13 protein-coding genes are annotated in these 21,196 nt (G+C 36.7%); 6 read left to right on the forward strand and 7 right to left on the reverse strand.

The genetic code is table 11. The features are described from left to right. The 3 genes from ACP6PK_RS28320 to ACP6PK_RS28330 form a co-directional block, all read right to left on the reverse strand. A partial coding sequence (locus ACP6PK_RS28320) for a DUF4347 domain-containing protein (protein ID WP_426564711.1) occupies positions 1 to 4,344 on the reverse strand: 4,344 nt, incomplete at its 3' end. A gap of 618 nt (positions 4,345 to 4,962) precedes the next feature. After that, on the reverse strand, positions 4,963 to 5,313 hold the full coding sequence (locus ACP6PK_RS28325) for a hypothetical protein (RefSeq protein WP_426564713.1): 351 nt from the start codon (positions 5,311 to 5,313) through the stop codon (positions 4,963 to 4,965). Between the two features lie 470 nt (positions 5,314 to 5,783). Next, entirely contained in the window at positions 5,784 to 7,301 is a 1,518-nt protein-coding gene (locus ACP6PK_RS28330; RefSeq protein WP_426564715.1) for an ArnT family glycosyltransferase, read from the reverse strand. Positions 7,302 to 7,510: 209 nt separating this feature from the next. On the opposite strand from ACP6PK_RS28330, the gene ACP6PK_RS28335 reads away from it, so the two are divergent. Beyond that, positions 7,511 to 7,678 carry a DUF2256 domain-containing protein gene (locus tag ACP6PK_RS28335; protein WP_094675313.1) on the forward strand — a complete coding sequence of 56 codons (168 nt, stop codon included), beginning with the start codon at positions 7,511 to 7,513 and terminating at the stop codon, positions 7,676 to 7,678. Positions 7,679 to 7,712: 34 nt separating this feature from the next. Continuing rightward, entirely contained in the window at positions 7,713 to 8,636 is a 924-nt protein-coding gene (locus ACP6PK_RS28340) for an isoaspartyl peptidase/L-asparaginase (RefSeq protein WP_426564717.1), read from the forward strand. A gap of 682 nt (positions 8,637 to 9,318) precedes the next feature. Here the strand turns inward: ACP6PK_RS28340 and ACP6PK_RS28345 are convergent. Both ACP6PK_RS28345 and ACP6PK_RS28350 read right to left on the reverse strand, forming a co-directional pair. Continuing rightward, complete coding sequence (locus ACP6PK_RS28345) at positions 9,319 to 10,161, reverse strand: RusA family crossover junction endodeoxyribonuclease (RefSeq protein ID WP_426564719.1); 843 nt, start codon at positions 10,159 to 10,161, stop codon at positions 9,319 to 9,321. A gap of 603 nt (positions 10,162 to 10,764) precedes the next feature. Beyond that, the gene (locus ACP6PK_RS28350) at positions 10,765 to 11,649 is read right to left on the reverse strand and encodes a hypothetical protein (protein WP_426564721.1); all 885 of its coding nucleotides are present in this window, start codon (positions 11,647 to 11,649) and stop codon (positions 10,765 to 10,767) included. A gap of 711 nt (positions 11,650 to 12,360) precedes the next feature. On the opposite strand from ACP6PK_RS28350, the gene ACP6PK_RS28355 reads away from it, so the two are divergent. Together ACP6PK_RS28355 and ACP6PK_RS28360 are read left to right on the forward strand one after the other, a co-directional pair. Beyond that, the gene (locus ACP6PK_RS28355; RefSeq protein ID WP_426564834.1) at positions 12,361 to 13,194 is read left to right on the forward strand and encodes a two-partner secretion domain-containing protein; all 834 of its coding nucleotides are present in this window, start codon (positions 12,361 to 12,363) and stop codon (positions 13,192 to 13,194) included. Between the two features lie 363 nt (positions 13,195 to 13,557). After that, positions 13,558 to 17,241, forward strand: coding sequence for a CHAT domain-containing protein (locus ACP6PK_RS28360; RefSeq protein ID WP_426564723.1), 3,684 nt, complete (start codon positions 13,558 to 13,560; stop codon positions 17,239 to 17,241). 457 nt (positions 17,242 to 17,698) lie between these two features. Here the strand turns inward: ACP6PK_RS28360 and ACP6PK_RS28365 are convergent, their stop codons facing one another. Next, positions 17,699 to 18,412: a DUF1822 family protein gene (locus tag ACP6PK_RS28365; protein WP_426564725.1), complete on the reverse strand. Its 714-nt coding sequence runs from the start codon at positions 18,410 to 18,412 to the stop codon at positions 17,699 to 17,701. A gap of 383 nt (positions 18,413 to 18,795) precedes the next feature. Between ACP6PK_RS28365 and ACP6PK_RS28370 the strand changes: the two genes are divergently transcribed. Together ACP6PK_RS28370 and ACP6PK_RS28375 are read left to right on the forward strand one after the other, a co-directional pair. After that, a complete protein-coding gene (locus tag ACP6PK_RS28370; protein WP_426564727.1) occupies positions 18,796 to 19,362 on the forward strand; it encodes a Uma2 family endonuclease in 567 nt (188 codons plus the stop codon). 100 nt (positions 19,363 to 19,462) lie between these two features. Further along, a complete protein-coding gene (locus ACP6PK_RS28375; protein ID WP_426564729.1) occupies positions 19,463 to 20,296 on the forward strand; it encodes a Uma2 family endonuclease in 834 nt (277 codons plus the stop codon). A 336-nt stretch (positions 20,297 to 20,632) separates the two neighbouring features. Here the strand turns inward: ACP6PK_RS28375 and ACP6PK_RS28380 are convergent. Then, positions 20,633 to 21,196: WD40 repeat domain-containing protein (locus ACP6PK_RS28380; RefSeq protein WP_472847311.1), on the reverse strand; the 564-nt coding region annotated here is incomplete at its 5' end.

The raw sequence follows: 21,196 nt of genomic DNA on the forward strand, positions 1-21,196 counted from the left end.
GTCAGGGGGGGTGACAATGCTATCATCTACTGCTACTGGCGGTTCGTTGACTGTGGTAGCTATGATATTTATTGTGGTTGTTGCTGTGTTGCTATTGTCATCCCCATCGTTGACTACTACTGTTACGCTACGAGCTGTGGTGTTGGGATTTGTTGATGTGTTGTTGTATTGTATTTGAGCTATGGCTGTCTGATACTCTGCTAATGTGCCACTGCCTGTGAGTGTTATTGTTCCTGTTGCTTGGTTATAGACCCCTGCTGTTATTTCTCCTACCGGAGCGCCACTGAATGATAAGCTTTCTACTGCGTCTCCGTCTAGTCGGTTGGTTAATATGATTGTCGCTGACTCTATATTTGTGTCGTCTGCGTCTGTGATGACTACATCAGTGTCCCCTATTGCTACTGGAGTTCCTTCTGTGAAGGTTGTTATGTAGTCGTTACCTGTGGCTCCACTACTGTCGTCTCCATCTAAATCTAATGTGGGGGGGCTGTTGGGTGGAGTAATATTTATTGTGGTTGTTGCTGTGTTGCTATTGTCATCCCCATCGTTGACTACTACTGTTACGCTACGAGCTGTGGTGTTGGGATTTGTTGATGTGTTGTTGTATTGTATTTGAGCTATGGCTGTCTGATACTCTGCTAATGTGCCACTGCCTGTGAGTGTTATTGTTCCTGTTGCTTGGTTATAGACCCCTGCTGTTATTTCTCCTACCGGAGCGCCACTGAATGATAAGCTTTCTACTGCGTCTCCGTCTAGTCGGTTGGTTAATATGATTGTCGCTGACTCTATATTTGTGTCGTCTGCGTCTGTGATGACTACATCAGTGTCTCCTATTGCTACTGGAGTTCCTTCTGTGAAGGTTGTTATGTAGTCGTTTCCTGTTGCTGTACTGTCGTCTTCGTCTAAATCTAATGTGGGAGGGCTGTTGGTTGGAACATTTGCTTCAATAGTAACAGTTATAGAACCAGTCCCTTCTAATGGTCCTCCTATACCCTGCTCGAATACACGATAATCTATAATTACTTCGTCTGGAGCATTATTACTGTTATTACTATATGTGATTTGTTGCAGCGCCTCATTTACTAAATCTTCTGTAGCACTACTATTAAATGTTAGTTGTAATTGACCAGCACTATTGGTTGTAACTGTACCGATAGTAGTACCATCTACTGTTAAGTTTCCATCTGTAAAATCTAATGTTCCACCAGCAACTACATCAAAGACATCATCACTATTTGCACCTCCACTTCTTTGCACTAGCAGGGACGCACTACTGTAGTCTATATCTGGAAGAGTAGCACTAGGATCTATTACTTGTGCGTCTGTGGTGTTTGATAAATCAACTGTGGCTGAACCATTTCTGATTCCATAATCTATGACTACTGGACGGGTTATGAAGTAATCTATTTCTACTGCATTTTGCTCATCGCTAGTATTCTCATAGGTGATTTGTTGCAGCACCTCATTTACTAAATCTTCTGTAGCATTACTATTAAATGTCAGCTTTAATTGACCATTACTATTAGTAGTCACCGTACCAAGAGTAAGATCCGTACCATCTACTTCTAGTATTATTCTTGAGTTTTCTGTTAATGCTCCTAATGTTCCGTCGCTATTGCTAAATACATCCTCACTGTTTGCACCGTCGTTTCTTTGCAAGATTAGGGATGCACCATTATAGTCAATATCTTGGTTACCAATAGTGGCATTTGCGTCTATGACTACTGGGCTGTTGGGGTCGGGATCAACGGTAGCTGTACCTTCAATAGTGTCATCTTGATTAGCATTAGTATTACTATATGTTATTTGCCGTAATGCCTGATTAACTAAAGCGGTAGTAGCAGATTCGTCAAATGTTAGTTCTAATCTACCATTGCCATTAGTTGTAACTGTACCGATAGTAGTACCATCGACTGTTAAGTTTCCACCTGTAAAATCTAATGTTCCACCAGCAACTACATCAAAGACATCCTCACTATTAGCTCCCCCGCTTCTTTGCACTACTAGGGAAACGTTATTGTAGTCTACAACCTGAGTTTCATTGTTACTAATGGAGGCATTTTCATCTATGAATACTGCGTTGTTGGGCTCGGGTTCGACGGCGACTGAACTATCGCTGAATTCTACGTTACCATCATTAATAGTGTAATTAATGGTTACTGGATCTGTGCCAGTACCATTATTACTGTAAGCTATCTGTTGTAAAGCTAAATCAACTAAGTCTTCTGTAGCGTTACTATTAAAAGATAGTTCTAATGTTCCATCACTATTAGTTGTAACTGTACCGATGACTATACTATCTACTGTCAGGTCTTCACCTTCTGTCAAGGCTCCTAATATGTTAGTATCACCACTACTAAATACATCTTCACTATTTGCTTCACCATTCCTTGCTAAGGTTAGGATAGCACCATCGTAATTTCTCTCATTTAATTCTGGATCTGTAATTGTGGCATCACTATCTAGAACAACTGCGTCACCACCTAGAGTATAGGTGGGAGTATTATCTAGGCTTGAAGGACTATCTGGGTCTTCCGAAAAACTAGGAGCATCATTAGCAGGAATAACATCAATTGTTACGGTAGATATATTTCCTCCTTTATTTCCAGAGTCAAATATCTGAATATCTACTTCTCTAGGAGTTGTATCTGGAGTATTATCGGTGTTATTAAATGTAACAGCTTGAAGAGCAATTTCAAAGTCTCCTGTTCTTGTACTAAGCTCTGTCTCCGGATCCTGGAATCCAATATCCTCCAAAATAATCAAATTAGAATTACTATCTTCAGACCGAATAATATTGTTAGGTAGAGCATCTACATCCACCTGTAATTCATCTGTATCTTGAGGACTCTTCAGGGTAATAATAGTCTGAGTTAAGGCTCCTTCAACAATATCATTATCATCATCTCTTACGCCAAGAAAATCTGAGATCGAGACCTTGTCTGTAACTATATTTACAGGTGTTGTATCTTCAGTAAAAGTAGTTTCGTGGTCAAAAAGATCGTTAACATCAGGAATCTCTATAATACCAGGATCGGGATCGGGATCTATTAACCAAACATCTGTTGGATCTGGTCGCTCCGGATCTGACATTCCATCGTTATTACCTGTGCCTTGTATATTGTCAAGAACTCGTTCAGCTACTGGGTTATCAGTAGTGAAATCATTTATCCGATATAACTCTCCTTCTCTATTTCGGCTAACGTATAAAGTATTGGCGTCGTTAGTCCAAGCTGCACCATATTGCCTATTAAGCAAACCTGCTACTGCAGTTGTAGTAATACTCGGTCCCTCTGGATCATCTGGATCTATAGTATACAAATTACCATCAGGGCCGACTCCATAGAATTTTTGTTGATCATCGTTGTAGATTATATCTCCAACTTGTTCTAAGCCATCTCCAGTAAGATTAAAAGGAGTCCGATCTCCAGTTTCAAGATCGATTCTGGTTAGTTGGCTATCACCTGTCTTTACCCATAAATTATTGTCATCGTCTACATCCCCAGCGTTTATGTCTACTGTTGCTTCTCCTGTTTCTGGTACAGTAATAACTTCACCATTAATCAATACATCCTCAACTGTTCCATCAGAATGAACACGGATAACATTTCCCGATCTAGATCCACCTCTAATTCCATAAATAAAATTGTCTTGTCTATTAAATCCTGCTGCATTATATTCAACTTGAGGCTCCCCTATAGTAATGTAGTTAAGTCGCGTGGGGTTGAATACATTGAGCTGACTATTAGTCCCATCATTGAGAACTTGGAACAAATAAGGCTGATCTTCAAATTCAGCGAGAATATGCTCCCATTGATTTTGAATCCGATCGCTGAATGGTAAACTAACTTCTATCTCACCTTTTGTAACTTCTAACTCCCAGTTTCCACCCAAAGCAGAACTACCTGTTGCTTGAGCAGAAGCTGCAATATTTGCTCCTGTAAGTTTGTGCAACTTTTCTAAAAATTCTGCACCTGCATCCCCAGAAGCTAGATTACAACCATATAGGAATATATTAGTAACAGACCAAGTTTTTAATGCTGCGGAGTAATTATTATTAATGTTATTAATATTTAACTGACTATTACCTAGATACAAACACCCTGGAGAACCATGAGAAATTATATGTATAGATGATATTTGAGAATATTTTTTTATAACTTTGGTTATCTGTTGAATACCATCATCATTCGGTTCAATAATAAATACTTTTGTTCCTGATGAAACTTCTGTGGCGAAATCTTGATAGTTATCTACATGAGAGTCTAGAAAAACTATCTCTTTTACTATTTCTGTTTCAGTAGAGCGACCCAATGATTCAATAATTTTTTTGTTAGATGGCACGATCATAATTTTAATATTCCTGATGGGTAAAACTTATTAATACTTAGTTATCTTCTAGAGAAATGACTTTTTTTAATCTATTTTTATTTCAAGATCAAATGTGTATTAAATTCAACAATATTTAACTTTAGAACAAAGTTTTCCTGAAGTCAAGCTATACAAAGAAAAATTTAAAGATATATATTTTTTTATTTTTTGACACATGACTTTTAAATTAATCATAATGACAGATGAAATAGACATCTCCAAAAATTATCAAAGCTTTTCTTTAGGTTGACTTTAACCTTACTTTATAATTGTCAAGCTTTTTTGCTGTATTATACATCATTATCAGTCTTTGAGGTACTTAATTGTTAATTCATTAAATTTTTATTGCATCTTTTGTTTGTTTTTAATGGTTTAATAATAAAGATATAACCCACCGTCGGGCGGGGCGGATTTATTTCAATAATTAACAATTAATAATTACCTCTTGTTAAGACCGATAGATAGTACACAAGTACATAAATATTTCATTATTCATTAATTTCAAACCCGCCCCTACTATTGTATTATTTTAGCTGTCTTTGTTCACTACTGGACTTCATGTACCACCGAATACAGTGTATCTTAAATATATTAGTAATCACATATAGTCAAAATTCCAGTTTCAGAACCTTTAGGTGATACCCATCTATTGCCTCCTAGTGTTGTTTCGGCAATAACCTGACCACTACCAGTAAGTTTTCTGACTAACCTAGGAGCAAATTTGCGAATATTACAATTAATTTCTACAATCATATAGACTTGTTCCATTCCATCATAGTCCATCCCGTCGTATTGCTTTAATATTTCTGCTCCCCACAAATTCTTGCCTAGGTCTTGAATTGTGTTCATGTTTATTGATGTTGTTGCTTTACGGTTATAACCAACGGGATACCAATCTGGCATCCCTTGTGTTATAACAATACTAGCCAAAAGTTCAAGCATAATTAATTCCTAAATAAGTGATTAAACAGGTTTTGCTGAAAACCTGTTGTTAGTTTAACTTACTTTGAAATATTATTTTAATAATCTCTATAGCAGTCCTATTTTATTTGTGTATAAAAACCCCTTTGAGGGAACAGGGAACAGGGAACAGGAAACACTTAACTGACGGGAGTTTCAAGTTTTTTATCTACTTTTTGATTTTTCACGACCTATGGGCGGGTTGCTATAGCAATTCCCAAAAAGCGTGAGGTACAAAATTCGTTAGTTTGAGCGAGTAGGGGAGTAGGGGAGTAGGGGAGTAAGGGAGATAGGGAGTAGTAATTCCGGTTCGGTGGGAATAGAAAATAAGAAAAACAACTGTACCTCAGTAACTTGAGAAACGCTATATAGTTTTTCTAGACCATTGATTAAATCTGCTGTATTTTAGTCTCAATACTTATTAACCCATAGTTTTGATATTGATGTACTTTTCATTTTTGCAAATAGTAATAAAAACCCTGATTTTGGTATTGCAAAATATAACGGTTATCTAATAAATTGACATTACCATAAACTTGCAAATTTTCTTGAAAAATTGGGTCAGACTTTTTTAATTCTATCAGGTCTATACTTACTTCTTTTTCAACTTGCCGTAGTTCCTGTAATGTTTGAGGCAATTGCCAAATTACTTGAGTCGGATAATGAGCGATCGCTAAATAACGATTTTTCTCAGATATAACTACCTGTGGTTGAATTGACAATTTTGAGATGACTTTTTCTAGTCGAAAACTATTAGTGGATAAACGTTTAAACTGTCCTTTTTGGGTTTGTCTGAGTAGTTGAAATGTGACAAAGTTTGAGTAACTTAAACACAGACAAATTACTAATCCAATAGCTACTACTTTTTTGATTTTTAATTGTGGTGTTAATAGCCACAAACCAGTCACAGATAAGATTGCCATTAATGGAGAAAAAACTGCTAATCCTCTAGTTGCATTAATATATTGATAAAGTAATAAAAATGCCAATAAAGCTGGCATAAAACTAATTAAGCTAAAAACAGATAAATTTAGATATTTTTCCCATTGTTGTAATTTTTTTTGATGAATTGCTGTAGCCGTACTTGCAACAGTAATACTCCATAGCACTAGCATTGAAATAGTAATTGTTCCATAGACGGGAAACTTTTTAAAATTAATTATGAGAGTGCAATTAAATAGAAAGTTTTCCCAGATCATTCTCAGCATATGAGTCAAATTAGATTGGGATAAAATTATTGTTGCTGCATAGGGATAGATTTCTTGATTTTGAGAAAGGGGTATTAAAACAGTGATAAACAGGAATGCAAAACCAAATAATAAGCTGAATAAAGTTTTTTTGTAATGTTGATTTTTCTCAATCCATAAGATGGCAATACTAGCAGGAAACAAAGTCAATAAAAATGGTTTAATTAAATATGCTAAGGCGATTGCTAAACTTAAAAATATTCCTTTTAAAAAACTTTCTTTTTGTAGAAACAAAAGAGCCACAACTACCATGATTACAGCAGTAGCTGATATTTCTGTCATTACTGAATGAGTCAAAACTAAAGTGTAAGGATAAATCAAATAAATCAAACTAGCCCCAAAACCAACCCATTGATTAGCAATGAATCTGCCAACTGTAAAAATTAAAAATATTGTCAAAACTAACAGCAAATAATTAACAAAAAATGGTGTAGCTTCATTAATTCCACCAATCAAAAAACCAAAAGCCAAAATTAAAGGATAACCAGGTAGATGAGTATCCTTAGTAGGATAGCCTTTTTGAATAATACTACTAGCCAAATAATGGTTACTATTAAAATCAAAATGACGAACAATATTTTGAGCTACAGTATAGTAAAGCGTTTCATCATTCCAGCGAATTTGTAGAGAGACTGGTCTAGTAATATAGAGAGCGATCGCTGTTATTATAAACAGTAATAGATATGGAAAAAGATTAGTAAATAAATTTCTACGAAAAGTCATTTTTGAAGTTAGGAGAAAGGAAGAAGGAAGAAGAAAGAAGGAAGAAGCTTAAATATAGTAAATATTTCCTCAGCTTTTACACAAATTATACCAACAGACATAATATCAAATTATCAAATGGTAGCAGGCAAGATGCTTACTCCACTTATTAAAATCATACTGCCATTTTTAGGTATAATAATTAATGGATATCAAATAATTATTATATCATGGCAAAAACTAAATCTAAATCTGACTTTCCCCAAAAAATATGTCCTGTCTGTAACCGCCCTTTTACTTGGCGAAAAAAATGGGCAGACTGTTGGGATGAAGTCAAATATTGTTCCGAAAGATGTCGGCGACGTAAGTCAAAAATTGACAAACAAACCGACGCATAATAGCCTTATATCTAGTAGTTAATCACAAAAAAAAATGCAGCCAAAACTTATTATTCACGGTGGTGCTGGTAGTTCCATTGAGGAAAAAGGAGGATTAGATGTTGTTCGCAAATCTCTCCATCGAATAGTGGATGAATTATATAACTTGCTTCTAAATGACACCGCTGCCGTAGATGCAGTCGTGCGTGGTTGCCAACTATTAGAGGATGACCCTCTTTTTAATGCTGGCACCGGTTCAGTGCTACAATCTGATGGCCAAATTCGGATGAGTGCTTCCTTGATGGATGGGATTAATCATCGGTTTAGTGGGGCGATAAATGTCTCCCGGATTAAAAATCCTATTGACTTGGCCAAAGCGCTGCAAGAATCACCCGATCGCGTATTATCAGATATTGGGGCTGCCGAATTTGTGCGGGAATTACAAATGCCAGTGTACAACCCCTTGACAGATAAACGATTAAATGAATGGCTGGAAGACCGTAAACATGATTTTAGTAGAAAAATGGCAAACGTGATTGCAGAATCTCCAGGCACTGGTACTATTGGTGTAGTAGTTTTGGATAAAGAGGGTAGATTAGCTGCGGGTACCTCTACAGGAGGAAAAGGTTTTGAAAAAATTGGTCGGGTGAGTGACTCCGCGATGCCTGCTGGAAATTATGCTACTGGCAGTGCTGCAATAAGTTGTACTGGTATTGGAGAAGATATTATTGATGAGTGTTTAGCAGCAAAAATTGTGATTCGGGTAACAGATGGTTTTTCCATTAAAGCAGCTTTTGAGCGTTCATTTGCTGAAGCTCACGAACATAAAAGGGATTTAGGAGCGATCGGTATTGATGCTAATGGTATTATTGGTTGGGGAAAAACTTGCGATGTAATTTTAGCAGCTTTTCACGATGGGTACAAAATTGGTGATAGTTTGGAAGCTGACAAGGGAACATTAGTTTTTACTGCTGAATAATATAGCAGGGAACAGGGAACAGTCTAAATTGTAGCCGTCTTTTCTTGTCGTGTAGTGTTTCGTTTCATTTCAGCGCCAGCCGTTTTGCTTCGCACAACTTCGTTACCGAGACACCTTAAATGGTGCAATGGTAGGGGCGGGTTTTAGCTATAACTTTCATGCTTACTCTAAGATTTATACAAACCCGCCCTAATGCACAAAACTAGATGTGTCAGTCTACTGGAGCGAAACACCTTAAATGGTGCATTAGAAAACGGGGGGATGGGGTGATTACGAAAAAAGCGCTCTGCACAGTTTTAGCTGTGTCATATCAAATCCGCTTAATTCGGTATAAAAAAAATTTTCATCTTCATCTAAGAGCAAATTTTTCTAAATTCTCTTCCCTCCTGACTCCTGACTCCTGACTCCTGACTCCTAGATTAACTATCTAATTACACCGATGCTACCGGATTTGATATCAGTCTACTACTACAAATTTTGCTTTGTAGCGCAGGCAACATACCCGCCCTACAAAAGTATTAGGACTTACGCACTACAATGTGTTTTTGTCATTGCGTTTAGCTGGCGCACAACTCCGTTAACGCTCCGCGACATGAAAAGCGACAGCTTTGCGATAGCAACCCACAGGGTTTGCGAAGCAGTCCGGAACGGATAGCAATCTCAAATCCTAGTTTTCCGTACCTCATGCGTAAGTCCTGAGTATTTCAATTTCAATCCAAACCCCTGTTTTTTTAGTATCAGGAATATATTCAATAGTAAGCTTAGGAATACAACTCAAGCGATCGTCCTGAAGTACACCCGCACCATTTAATGTTAAAGCATCAAGACAAGCTCCTGCTAAATTATCTAAATCAGAATTAGTCCGATGTTTTCCACAAAAACTCATGGAAATAGCTGCTTTTTGAATTGGTAAATCTACCTCTAAATTAAGTTCAGAAACTTGACGGTAAATTTCTACTTCTGCTTCGTTTCTCCAGGTACGATAACGAGGTGGTAAATAAGTACCATTAGCAGTAACTCGTGGACGTGCTTTAGGAACTACTTTCCCAGGAATATACAAACGAATTATTGTAGATTTTTCAGATTTTTCAGATTCTTCAGATTCGGGGTGAGAAGTTGTAAAATCCTCAGCATTATCAAACGACGGAATAATTTTGTTAACTTCCGTATCCACATTTTCTAGCAAATTATCTTTTACCTCAGAAGGAACAAATTGCATTTGAGATTTATCTTCCATAATATCTTCTATAGCAGATAAATCAACTTTCCTGTAGGGATCTAATTGTGTCCGGAAACTAGGCCAACTTTTAGCTATTTGCAGATAAGTTTCCGCGCAGCTTTCCGAGAAATGGCAATTATTTTGGAGCCAAGATTGCCATTCAGTAGGAGAAAATAAAGCCTGAGTTTCTAGCAATAATTGACCTAAAGAATAAGCATAAGCCATAGCATTTTTCTGGTCAAGTTGGCATTTTTGATGTTTGAAATTAATATCTTCTATTAACTCTTGCCAGTTAATTAATACCATTTATTTATAAAAGTAGTGAATCTAAAAAAGGGAAGAGCGAATAGCATCTTATATCATGTCCGGTTGAATAGTTATAAATAAGAAGGGAGGAGTCAGCAGTCAGGAGGAAAGAGGGGAGAAAGAAAGTATAAATAAGGAGAACATTTTTTTATCACGCTCTTATCCGGACATTATATTATCCAGCCTCTTTTGAGTAAAACAATGAATATTAAAATACTAATATGATGTCTCTTTAAATACCCAGAATAAAAACTTTTGAGAACAGGGAGTAGGGAGTAGGGAGCAGAGGAAAATTTGTTTGCGCAGCATTCCCTCCGAAAAGATACTATTTTGAAAGACAAGAACATTTTTATTATGACTAATTAATGAGACTTGATAGAAAATATAAATAGGACACTAAAGGGTAACTACAAACAAATACTTTATCAAAACCTTGTAGGGACGTTCTATGGAACGTCCCTACTTTGGTCTACCCATAAAAAAACTGCTGTAAGTTAAAAATATTAACTGATACCTCATAAAATATTGTAGGGGCAAACAGCCGTTTACCCCTACTTAAATTCATTAATTTTTACAACAATAATTCAGATAAATCTCATAAACTTATCGGCGTCGTCTACCGCCAAAACCACTGGTTCGACGTGAAGGTGATGAAAACCCACCACTACCAAAACTACGACGTTGTTGACGAGGTTTTGCTGTACCTGAACGCTGCAAGTCACTGGCACCAACACCACTACCTGTAGAACGATTTGTATTTTGCTGTTGTTTACGATTTGTGTTACTTCTAGTAGAGTTAGTTACACCAGTAGAACGTAATGTTTGACGATTTTTCACTGCTGCTGGTGGAGCTTGATAACGCTCTTGATATCGGTTAACAGCTTGAGTGTAGCTACTACCATATCCGCCATACCCAGTCATTATTCCACCTGGTTGATAAACTGGTGGTACATAATATTGAGGGGTAAATAACATACTACTAATTGCTCCACCAACTACTTGACCTGCTATTGCTCCAGCAAAAGGTGTCCAGAAGTTAGACTCCCGACGGACAATAACTGTTTCTTGTCTACCTGTTTGGGGGTTAGTTTGAGTTTCAGTTACATTATGTACATATTCAATTTTAAAGTCGGGTTTAATATGCAAACTAGCTTGATTGCCATTAATATTAGCATAATTGGTTTTGCCTTCCTGAATTTCCTCCTCAGTCAAACTTGCCATTTGCAAATCTGTAGTAGTATAAATTGGCGGTTTACCTGCAGGAGTATTCAGTAACATTAAAGAATATTCGCCGTTGCCGTCGTTATAGGTTGCTTGTTGTACGGGATATTCTCCTTGACTTACTTGGTTAGGGTTCCGGTTGGAGTTTTGGTTAGATGAGATATTAGGATTTGAGTTTTGATATGAGGTGCTATTGGAACTGCCACAGGCGACTGTTGTCCAACACAATGTTAAACACATAAACAAAACGGTTAATTTACGCAGCATATTATAATTTGCTCCTAAAATAACTTTGAGTTAGTTCTACTTATTATTCTACCTTGATTTGGCTTTTAAGGAGATAATATAACGCTACGGGCAATTCAAAAGCCAGTAGGGGTGATTCGGGAATCACCCCTACAAAAGTAATCTCTAAGTAAGTTATAAGAATTTGTAAATGTCCTAGATATATTTGCGTAGTGCTATACTAGATTTTTCATACCATTTAATATCATGTCCGGTTGAATAGTTATAAATAAAAAGGGAGGAGTCAGGAGTCGTAGGGGCGTTTTCCTGACGGAATGCTCCGCAAACATGTCGCTCCGCGAAACGGCCGTTAGCTTCGCATAACTATCGTTAACGCCCGTACAGGAGGGAAGAGGGAAGAGGGGATCAAAAAAGTATATGCATGAGAAAGTTTTTTGGTCGCGTAAGCGGAACGGAGTTCTATCACGCTCTTATCCGGACATGATATAAGTTCTGAAATAGTTTGATCGCTGCAACGAAATTGCATAACTATTAAATTAGCTGAAATATAATAGTTGAAAAATTCCAGTTATATTTCCATAAATTATGAAAACGGTTCGCTTGGGCCATCCCTTATCCCTATTAATGCCTTTACTCGCAGCTTTGGCAGCAACTCCTACTAAAGCACAACCCATAAAATAAGCTAATGACAATACAGGTACAACTGTAAATCAAAACGGCAACCAATTTGATATCCAAGGTGGTACTCGTAGTGGAGCAAATTTATTCCATAGTTTTGACCAATTTAACCTCAACTCTGGCCAAACTGCTAACTTCCTGACTACCCCAGATACTACCAATATTCTGGGTAGAGTCACAGGAGGAAATGCTTCTTATGTTAACGGTCTCATCCAAGTCCTCGGTGGTAACTCCAACCTCTTCCTAATGAACCCCGCAGGCATAATTTTGGGCCAAAACGCCAGCCTTAACATACCCGCCTCATTCAGCGTCACCACCGCTACAGGTATAGGTTTTGACAACAATAATTTTGGGTTTAAAGCGATCGGCACAAATGACTACTCAAAATTAGTCGGAAACCCCAGTGGATATAGGTTTAACCTATCCAACCCAGGTGCTTTAGTTAATGAAGGAAATTTAAGTTTAAACCCTGGAGAAAATCTCACTTTATTGGGAGGGACTGTGATTAATACAGGGCAACTCTCCGCTCCAGGGGGTAATATAACCATTGCAGCAGTAGAAGGTGGTAGTACCCTGAGAATATCACAACCAGGAAATTTATTAAGTTTAGAAGTAGAGACGTTCCATGCAACGTCTCTACAGAATGGAGAAGATGCTAATATTAATGCTTTATCTTTACCAGAACTTTTAACAGGAGGCAATATAACTCACGCTTCATCTGTGACTGTTAATGCTGATGGTGATGTGGTATTAACAGATTCAAATACAATAATTGCTGATACTCCAGGTACAACCATAATTTCTGGAAGTGTCAACGTTTCGATTCCCCCTAACCCCCGTTCAACAAAAAGCGCAGCATCCTCTAGCTTCCCCCTTTCTAAGGGGTAGGGGAAGGGGATCGAAACAGGGGGGGATATTTCCAGTCTCCCCGTTTCCCAAGGGGAGGGAAGGGGGAACGGAGGCCAAATAAATATATTAGGCGATCGCGTAGCTCTCATTGATACAACTGCCACTACTCTTAACTCTTCATCCGGTGGAAGTGATGGAGGAAGTATTTCCCTCACCGCACAAAGTGACATTAATACAGCAAATCTTTTTACCGTTTCGCAAGGTGGAAGTGCAGGAAATATAAATATTACTAGCCTTAACGGTGGTGTTGACACTACCAATGGCTCCGTTGAGTCTACTTCCTTCTTTGGGAATGGAGTAAGTCTTAATATATCTGCCTTTGGAGATATTAATATAGCAAGAATGGTTACAGGTAGTAAGAAAGGTGATGGTGGTAATATCACAATTAATAGCCAGAATGGTGCTGTTAATAGTACCAGCTATCTCATTTTCTCTAGTTCATCTAGTAATTCAGGAAGCCTTAACATATCTGCCTTTGGGGATATCAAAACAGAATCTGTTGATTCGTTCTCTGCTAGTGGTAATGCTGGTAATGTGACGATGAACAGTCCCACTGGTTCAATTAATATGGGATTTATTGATTCTCAATCATACGGAAATGGCAATGCAGGAAATATTTCTCTTACTGCTGAGGGTGATATCTACACAGGCGATCTTTTTACAAGTACATCTGGCAGTGGTAGAGGGGGAAATATTAGTCTGATATCTCGCAATGGTGCAATCAATACAACAGTTAATTCTACTGCTTCTGTTTCTGAACTATCCCCTGAAACTGATATTACCTCAGAAGAGATAGCTACCAGAGTTGCTGATGGTGGGGTGATACCGAATCTCCTTTCCCACTCTTCAGAAGGTATCGGAGGTGATATTAGTCTCACTGCTAAAGCTGATATTACCACATACGAAATAAATTCTTTCGGTGACAACACTGGTGGTGATGTTAATATCACCAGCCCAACAGGTAATATTAATACAGACGTTATCTTCTCTACAGGAGAAAACGCACTTGGTGGAAATATTTCTATCCAAACTCAAGAACAAGGTAATATCAATATCAATCACATAGCTACTTATTCCACTAATGGTACAGGTGGTGAAGTTCTCCTTAACTCTGCTGGCAATGTCATCATCAACAATATTGCCTCTTTTGGACCAGAAAAAAGCGGTGATGTGACTATCCAAAGCAATAATGGTACTATTACTACCCGCAACATTCAAACCATCGCCGAAAATGGTATCAGTGGTAATATCGGCCTCAACACTTATGATTTTCAAGGCAATATTAATACTGCTGATATTCAGTCGATAGGCGATCGCTCGTCTGGAGAGGTAGAAGTTATCGCTGCTGATGGTTCCATAACTACCCAAAATCTTGAATCTCTCTCCAACTCTGGCGACTCAGACGATATTACAGTTAAAGCTAAAGATGATGTTAAGACTGATGAAATTAATTCTACTGGTGGAGAAAATAGTGGAGATATAGAAGTTAGTAGCGATGATGGGGATGTCAATACTGACAATATTGAATCTCGTGCTGACTCAGGAGACTCTGGTAATATTGATATTGATGCCGAAAATGATATTAACACAGAAAATATTAGTACCCGTGGCAATAATAATAGTGGGGATATAGAAGTTAGCAGCAATAATGGGGAGGTAAATACTGACAATATTGAATCTCGTGGCGACTCTGGAGATTCTGGTAATATTGATGTTGATGCCGAAACTGATATAAATACAGAAAATATTACTACCCATGGCAATAATAATAGTGGGGATATAGAAGTTAAGAGTAACAATGGTTTAGTTAATAGTAACGATGTGGTAAGTGAAGCAAAAATAGGAAATTCTGGGGATATTAATATTGTAGCCAAAGATAATATTAAGACTGATAATATTCGTTCTTTTGGTGGAGAAAATAGTGGTAATATTTCTGTTAATAGTGACCAAGGCTATATCAATGGCAATAATATTGAAACAATTGCCAAAACAGGAGATTCAGGTGATATTGATGTAACAGCAAAATACGATATAAATACAGATAATATTAGTTCTATTGGTGGAGAAAATAGTGGCAATATTTCTGTCACAAGTTTAGAAGATTCAGTTAATACAAAAAATATTATTAGTCAAGCCGAAACAGGTAGGGCTGGTAATATTGATATTAGTGCCAGAAATAATATTAATACAGGGGATATTACTTCTACTGGGCTTCAAGGAAGTGGGAATATTAATCTTACTACTAAAATAGGTGAAATTAGCACGGGTGAACTTTTGACAGATACCGGAATAATTAATATTAATCAACCAAACAATAATATTATTCTCCCAGCACCAAACAATCCATTTCCCATAACTCCTCCTGTAGGAAGTTCAGCTACTAATAATACTTCAGCATCAAGAATTATTAATCAGACTCCACAAATACCGACAAACTTTCCCTCATTACCAACTAATAACTTAACATTACCATCCACACCACCAATCAATAATCCAGGACAAATTAACAACTTTTTCTCAACTATTAATAATAATCAAATTCCTAGTAGAATAACTTCCAATCTACCCACTACTAATAATAATTTCATCCCTAATTCAGAAGTTGCTCCCACACAAACCAGTAATATTAATAATTTTCCCCAATCAAATATCAATATAAATCTTCCTCAATCTAGGCTACTTCAGAAAAAAAGAAGTAGGAGGATTATTTCAAACAACTTTATAAAACCTAATAACAACATTATTAATCGTCCTCCTATATTACGACAATCACAAATTTTATCCAGAAATTCATTAACAGTAGATATTGCCAGACAAGAAATGATATCTAGTTTAGAAAAAAGCCGAATAGATGAATATTCTAACTATTTTGGCGTCAATCTCGAACCCAAATTACTATCCACAAAAAGTGCTAGAGATATTTTGGCAGAGATGCAGCAAAAGACTGGAAAAAAATCAGCAGTTATCTACGTTAACGTTTACAATGACAAACTACAATTAATACTATTTACTGCCGATGGTAAATCTATTCTCAAAACTATTTACGAAGTTAATCACGCCCAATTAAAAGAAATTTCTATTCAATTTTATGTAAATATCATCGACCCCAAAAATCGAAATAGTCAGAGCTATTTACCATTAGCTCAAAAACTTTATAATTGGTTGATTTATCCAATGGCAGCCGAATTAGAAGCAGCTAATATTGATACATTATTATTGAGTATGGACAGTGGATTTCGTCTCTTACCTGTAGCCGCATTACATGATGGAGAAAAATTTCTAATTGAGAAATATAATATCAGTTTAATTCCCAGTATCAGCTTAATGAATACTCACTATAATTATTTAAAAAATACTCAAGTTTTAGCTATGGGAGCTAGTGAATTTTATGATAAACCATCTTTACCAGCAGTACCAGTGGAACTAACCTCAATTACACAAAATTTATGGCAAGGAAATACTTTCCTCAATGAAGAATTTACCCGCAAAAATCTGATTGGTGAACGTCAAAATTATCCCTATCCAATTATTCACTTAGCCACCCATACCGAATTTAGAAGTGGAGATATGAGTAAATCTTATATTCAACTATGGGATGAGAAATTACAATTGGATAAAATACGGGAATTAGGATGGAATAATCCTGAAGTTGAACTGTTAGTATTATCTGCTTGTCGTACAGCAGTAGGAGACCAAAATGCTGAGTTAGGTTTTGCTGGGTTAGCAATAGCAACGGGAGTTAAATCTGCTTTGGGTAGTTTTTGGTTAGTTAATGATGAGGCGACGTTAGGATTAATGACAGAATTTTACTCTTATTTAGGTAATGTTAATATTAAAGCCGAAGCATTACGTAAAGCACAAGTAGCGATGTTGAGGGAAGAAGTTGTAATAGAAGATGGTAAGTTAATGGGTTTAGGTAGTCTTAGAGAAGTAACTTTGCCACCGGAATTAGCGAGTATTAAAAATAAGAAATTTTCTCATCCTTATTATTGGGCAGGCTTTACTATGGTAGGTAGTCCTTGGTAAGGGAAGTTAACAGTTAAAATTTTTAAGGCTCAAAAGTTTAACTATACACTAACTTCAGGAAATTATTTCACATTTAAAGTTTGAAACTATTTGTGACATTAAATCCCGTAGCATCGGTGTTATATCAAATCCAGTATCGGTATAAAAAAGCAGAGAAACCGGGTTTGTATAAAATGCCATTGTAGGGACATTTTGCTGTGCAACATGTTTGCGTTAGCGCAGCTCCTCTGGAAGAGGCAGCATTCCGGAACGGAAAACGCATTTTTGCCTGTGCAACGTCCCTACCATTGACCTCGCACAAACCCGGTTTCTTGTTACCCCAAACCAAGCGATTTGATATTATTCAGTATTAAAAATAAGAGTCTATATTGTAGGAGCAAATGGCCATTCGCCCCTACTACTTCTAACTCTTGACTCCTTATTTAATTACACCAATGCTACCGGATTTAATATCAAATTAAAACCGCAAAATTTCTCGACAAAAATTATCGGGAATAGGCTCAATTTCCCAGATTAAACCTTCCCCTGGTTCTAAAATTACATCTACATAAAGATTTTCTACAGCATAAGTAGATACAGCTTCATTATTTTCAAAATTTTCTCCATTCTCTGTCAATAATCGCAATTTAAAGCCGGCTGGAATTAAACCTCCCACCGCTACATTTTGCAGTTCAAATCGCCAAATAATTTCACAATCTTTTTCCAGACTAAATACCTGCAAAGTCAAATATTGTCCGGCAATTTTGAGTTGTTTGGATAAAATTTTATCTGTGGGAATTTCTAATTCTTTTGTGCCTACTTCCTTGTGAAATGCTAAATCTGCTTTTTTGTTGAGTAATAGCCAACCAATTTGTTCAGCTAGTTCATTAATTCCTTGTTTGAGCAACTCTAAGACATTTACTTCTAATACTTCCAGCTCATTTTGCAGTTTTAATTCTTCTAAAATCGCAAATAAATTATCCAGAGGTTGTAGTTTTTCTAGGGAAATAGTTTCTGGTAAATTATCCACGTCTGTTGTAGGGAAATATCCTAAAAATTTGGCTTTATCCAAAACTTTTTCCAACTGTACTGCGACAAAACCAATAATATTTTCTGGTAAATCGGGAGGTACAGAAAATTCTGTTTTTCCAGGCAAAATAGGAATGCAAAATAATCTCTTGTTTTCTACCACTAAATCTGTGGCTTAAAAAACCTAACCCCCCAACCCCCTTCCCTGCAAGGGAAGGGCGGGAAATATTCTCCCCTCTCCTACAAGGAGAGGGGTCGGGGGAGAGGTCTTCCAGGTTGCTGAAACTTACCCTTTAAAGCTGGACAAGCTATTAGTAGACCGACACAGCTAAAATGGTGCAATAGTAGGGGCGGGTTTTACCTAGAATTTTCATGCTTACTCTAAGATTTATATAAACCCGCCCTAATGCACAAAAATTAGATGTGTCAGTCCACTACTATATTTTTGTACCTTACGCCTGATGATAATTGCTATTATTATTAATAATTAATTGAGATAAAAAATACTGTAACGATATTTTTTTAATTTGGAATTAGAGATAAAAAATGGTACAGGTAAAAAATCAACTCACATTACAAGAATTTCTCGAACTTCCACCAGGAGAAGGAGATATTACTTATGAATTTATTGATGGAATAGCAGTAGCAAAAATGTCGCCAAAAAAATTTCATTCTAAACTGACTCGTGCATTACTTTATTTAATTGATGAATGGTGTCAATATCAGGGAGAAGTCTATCCAGAATTAGCAGTTCAATTAATCAGAAAAGGAAAAGATTGGATGCCTGTTCCAGAATTATTGTATCTTGCTGCCGAACGTTTTCCTGAAGATTGGGAAGAAGATGTTGCTTGTTCCGTACCGCCAGATTTAGTAATAGAAATTATTTCTCCCGGTCAAACTTATGGTCAACTTAATGCTAAAGCCAAAGATTATTTAGATGCAGGTGTATTAAGAGTATGGGTTGTTGATAGTAAAGCTCAGAGTATTACAGTTTTTTATCCAGATGCACCCCCACAAACTTATATGGGAGATACTCTACTGATAGATTCTTTATTTCCAGGATTAGAGTTAACTGCTGAACAAGTATTTAAAAAAGCAGGAATTAGTAATTAAATTGTTCTCATTGGATTATAAGCCTGATCAAAATTGCTATAATTATTATTGTTCATAAGTCTTGAGATTAGACAATTCCTAAATTAATCTGGAGGTAATTATGTCAGAAAAATTAACACTTCTGCCCGATGAATATCCAGACACCAGTAATATGATTCTGGAGGATGATACTCCCTTTGATAGTTTTATTAATGAAAAACAACAACGTTTACTCACAACTGTATTTTATAGTGGTGCGGAAATACCTATAAATGTTCCTTTTATTGTTGCTGCTAATGTGGGTTTATTTTCTCATGTCCGACATTCAGGAATTGTGCCGGATATGTTTTTAAGCTTAAATATTATTGGCAGTAAAGAATGGTGGGAAAGAAATGTTCGTTCTTATTTATTCTGGGAATTTGGCAAAGCACCAGATGTTGTAATTGAAATTGTTTCTCCTACTCCTGGCAATGAATTAGGAAGTAAATTAACAGACTACGCGCAGTTAAAAATTCCTTATTATGTTGTCTACGATCCATTGCAAAAACTAAGTGAAACTGTACTGCAAGTATTTCAACTTCAATTTAATTCTTATATTCCTAAAAATGATGCTTGGTTTGCGGATGTAAATCTAGGATTAACTCTTTGGAATGGTAGGTTTGAAAATATTAATGGTACTTGGTTACGTTGGTGCGATGCTGATGGGAATGTGATTAAAACAGGAGATGAAATAGCAGCAGAAAAAGATGCTGAAATATCTCAAAAGGATGCTCAAATTAAACAGGCGTTATTATTGGCAATTGAAATGGGATTAAAATTAAAATTTGGTGATGAATATGTGGGGATATTATCCGAGATTTCAGCAATTAATGATGTGAAATTATTAGAGATAATTGTTACTCAAATTCCCCAGGTTTATTCAATGGATGAATTGCGAAAACTATATTCTGAATAGTTGAAAAATACGAACCAGGAATGCCTAGTATGGGAGCAAGATGCTTCCACTGCGATTTCTGATGACAAAAGTAATTACAACTGGATATCACATTACTTCTGACTTCTAACTTCTAACTTCTGACTTCATAAGGCGATCGCTCAATTTTTAGAAAAAATACTGTAGGTTGGGTTAAGCGACAGCGCAACCCAACACCCAAGAGCATACTTGTATTTTGTTGGGTTTCGTTAACGTCAACCCAACCTACAAAGTTGACTGATAACTGATAACTGATAACTGATATCAGACAAACCCGGTTTCTTATTCAGGGAAATCATCCGTATATTCGTGGCAAAATCACTGTGTGGTACCCATATTTGACTTAGCAAACTGTTTCGCTACCATCTCTGGATCTGTTTCTATTTCCTCGGTATCTGGATTAAGATCAATATCTGGTTGCCATGTTTGAGCTTGCTTCAATAGAGAAATACCTAACTCAACTCTCTGATTTTCTATTATTAATTCGCTACCCATTCGTAACAGATTTGTTGCTGCATTTAAACTGAAATTAGAGTCAAGTTTGACTGCTTGTTCAAACTGAGAAATTGCTTCCTCAAGCTTACCCTCTGCTGCTAATTTCTCACCCTTTAAAAAGAAAGCTGTGGCTGAAGGCTCTATTTCACCGCAAAGATGTCGTTCTTTTTCTTCTAAGTTAGGGTTATTTTTCAGGTAGTCGCTCATCCACTTGCAAGCGTTGTCTATTAGCTCATCTCGGTTAAAATTCCACAGTTTGATAGTCTCATCCCTACTCCCAGAAGCAATTAATTCCCCATCGGGGCTAAATGCTACAGCATTGACAAAATTATTGTGCCCCTGTAAAGTAGTAACTAAAGTGCCATCTGTTTTCCATAGTTTGACTGT

The sequence above is a fragment of the Dapis hubbardiae BLCC-M172 genome, from assembly GCF_050016015.1.
Taxonomy (GTDB): Bacteria; Cyanobacteriota; Cyanobacteriia; order Cyanobacteriales; family Microcoleaceae; genus Trichodesmium.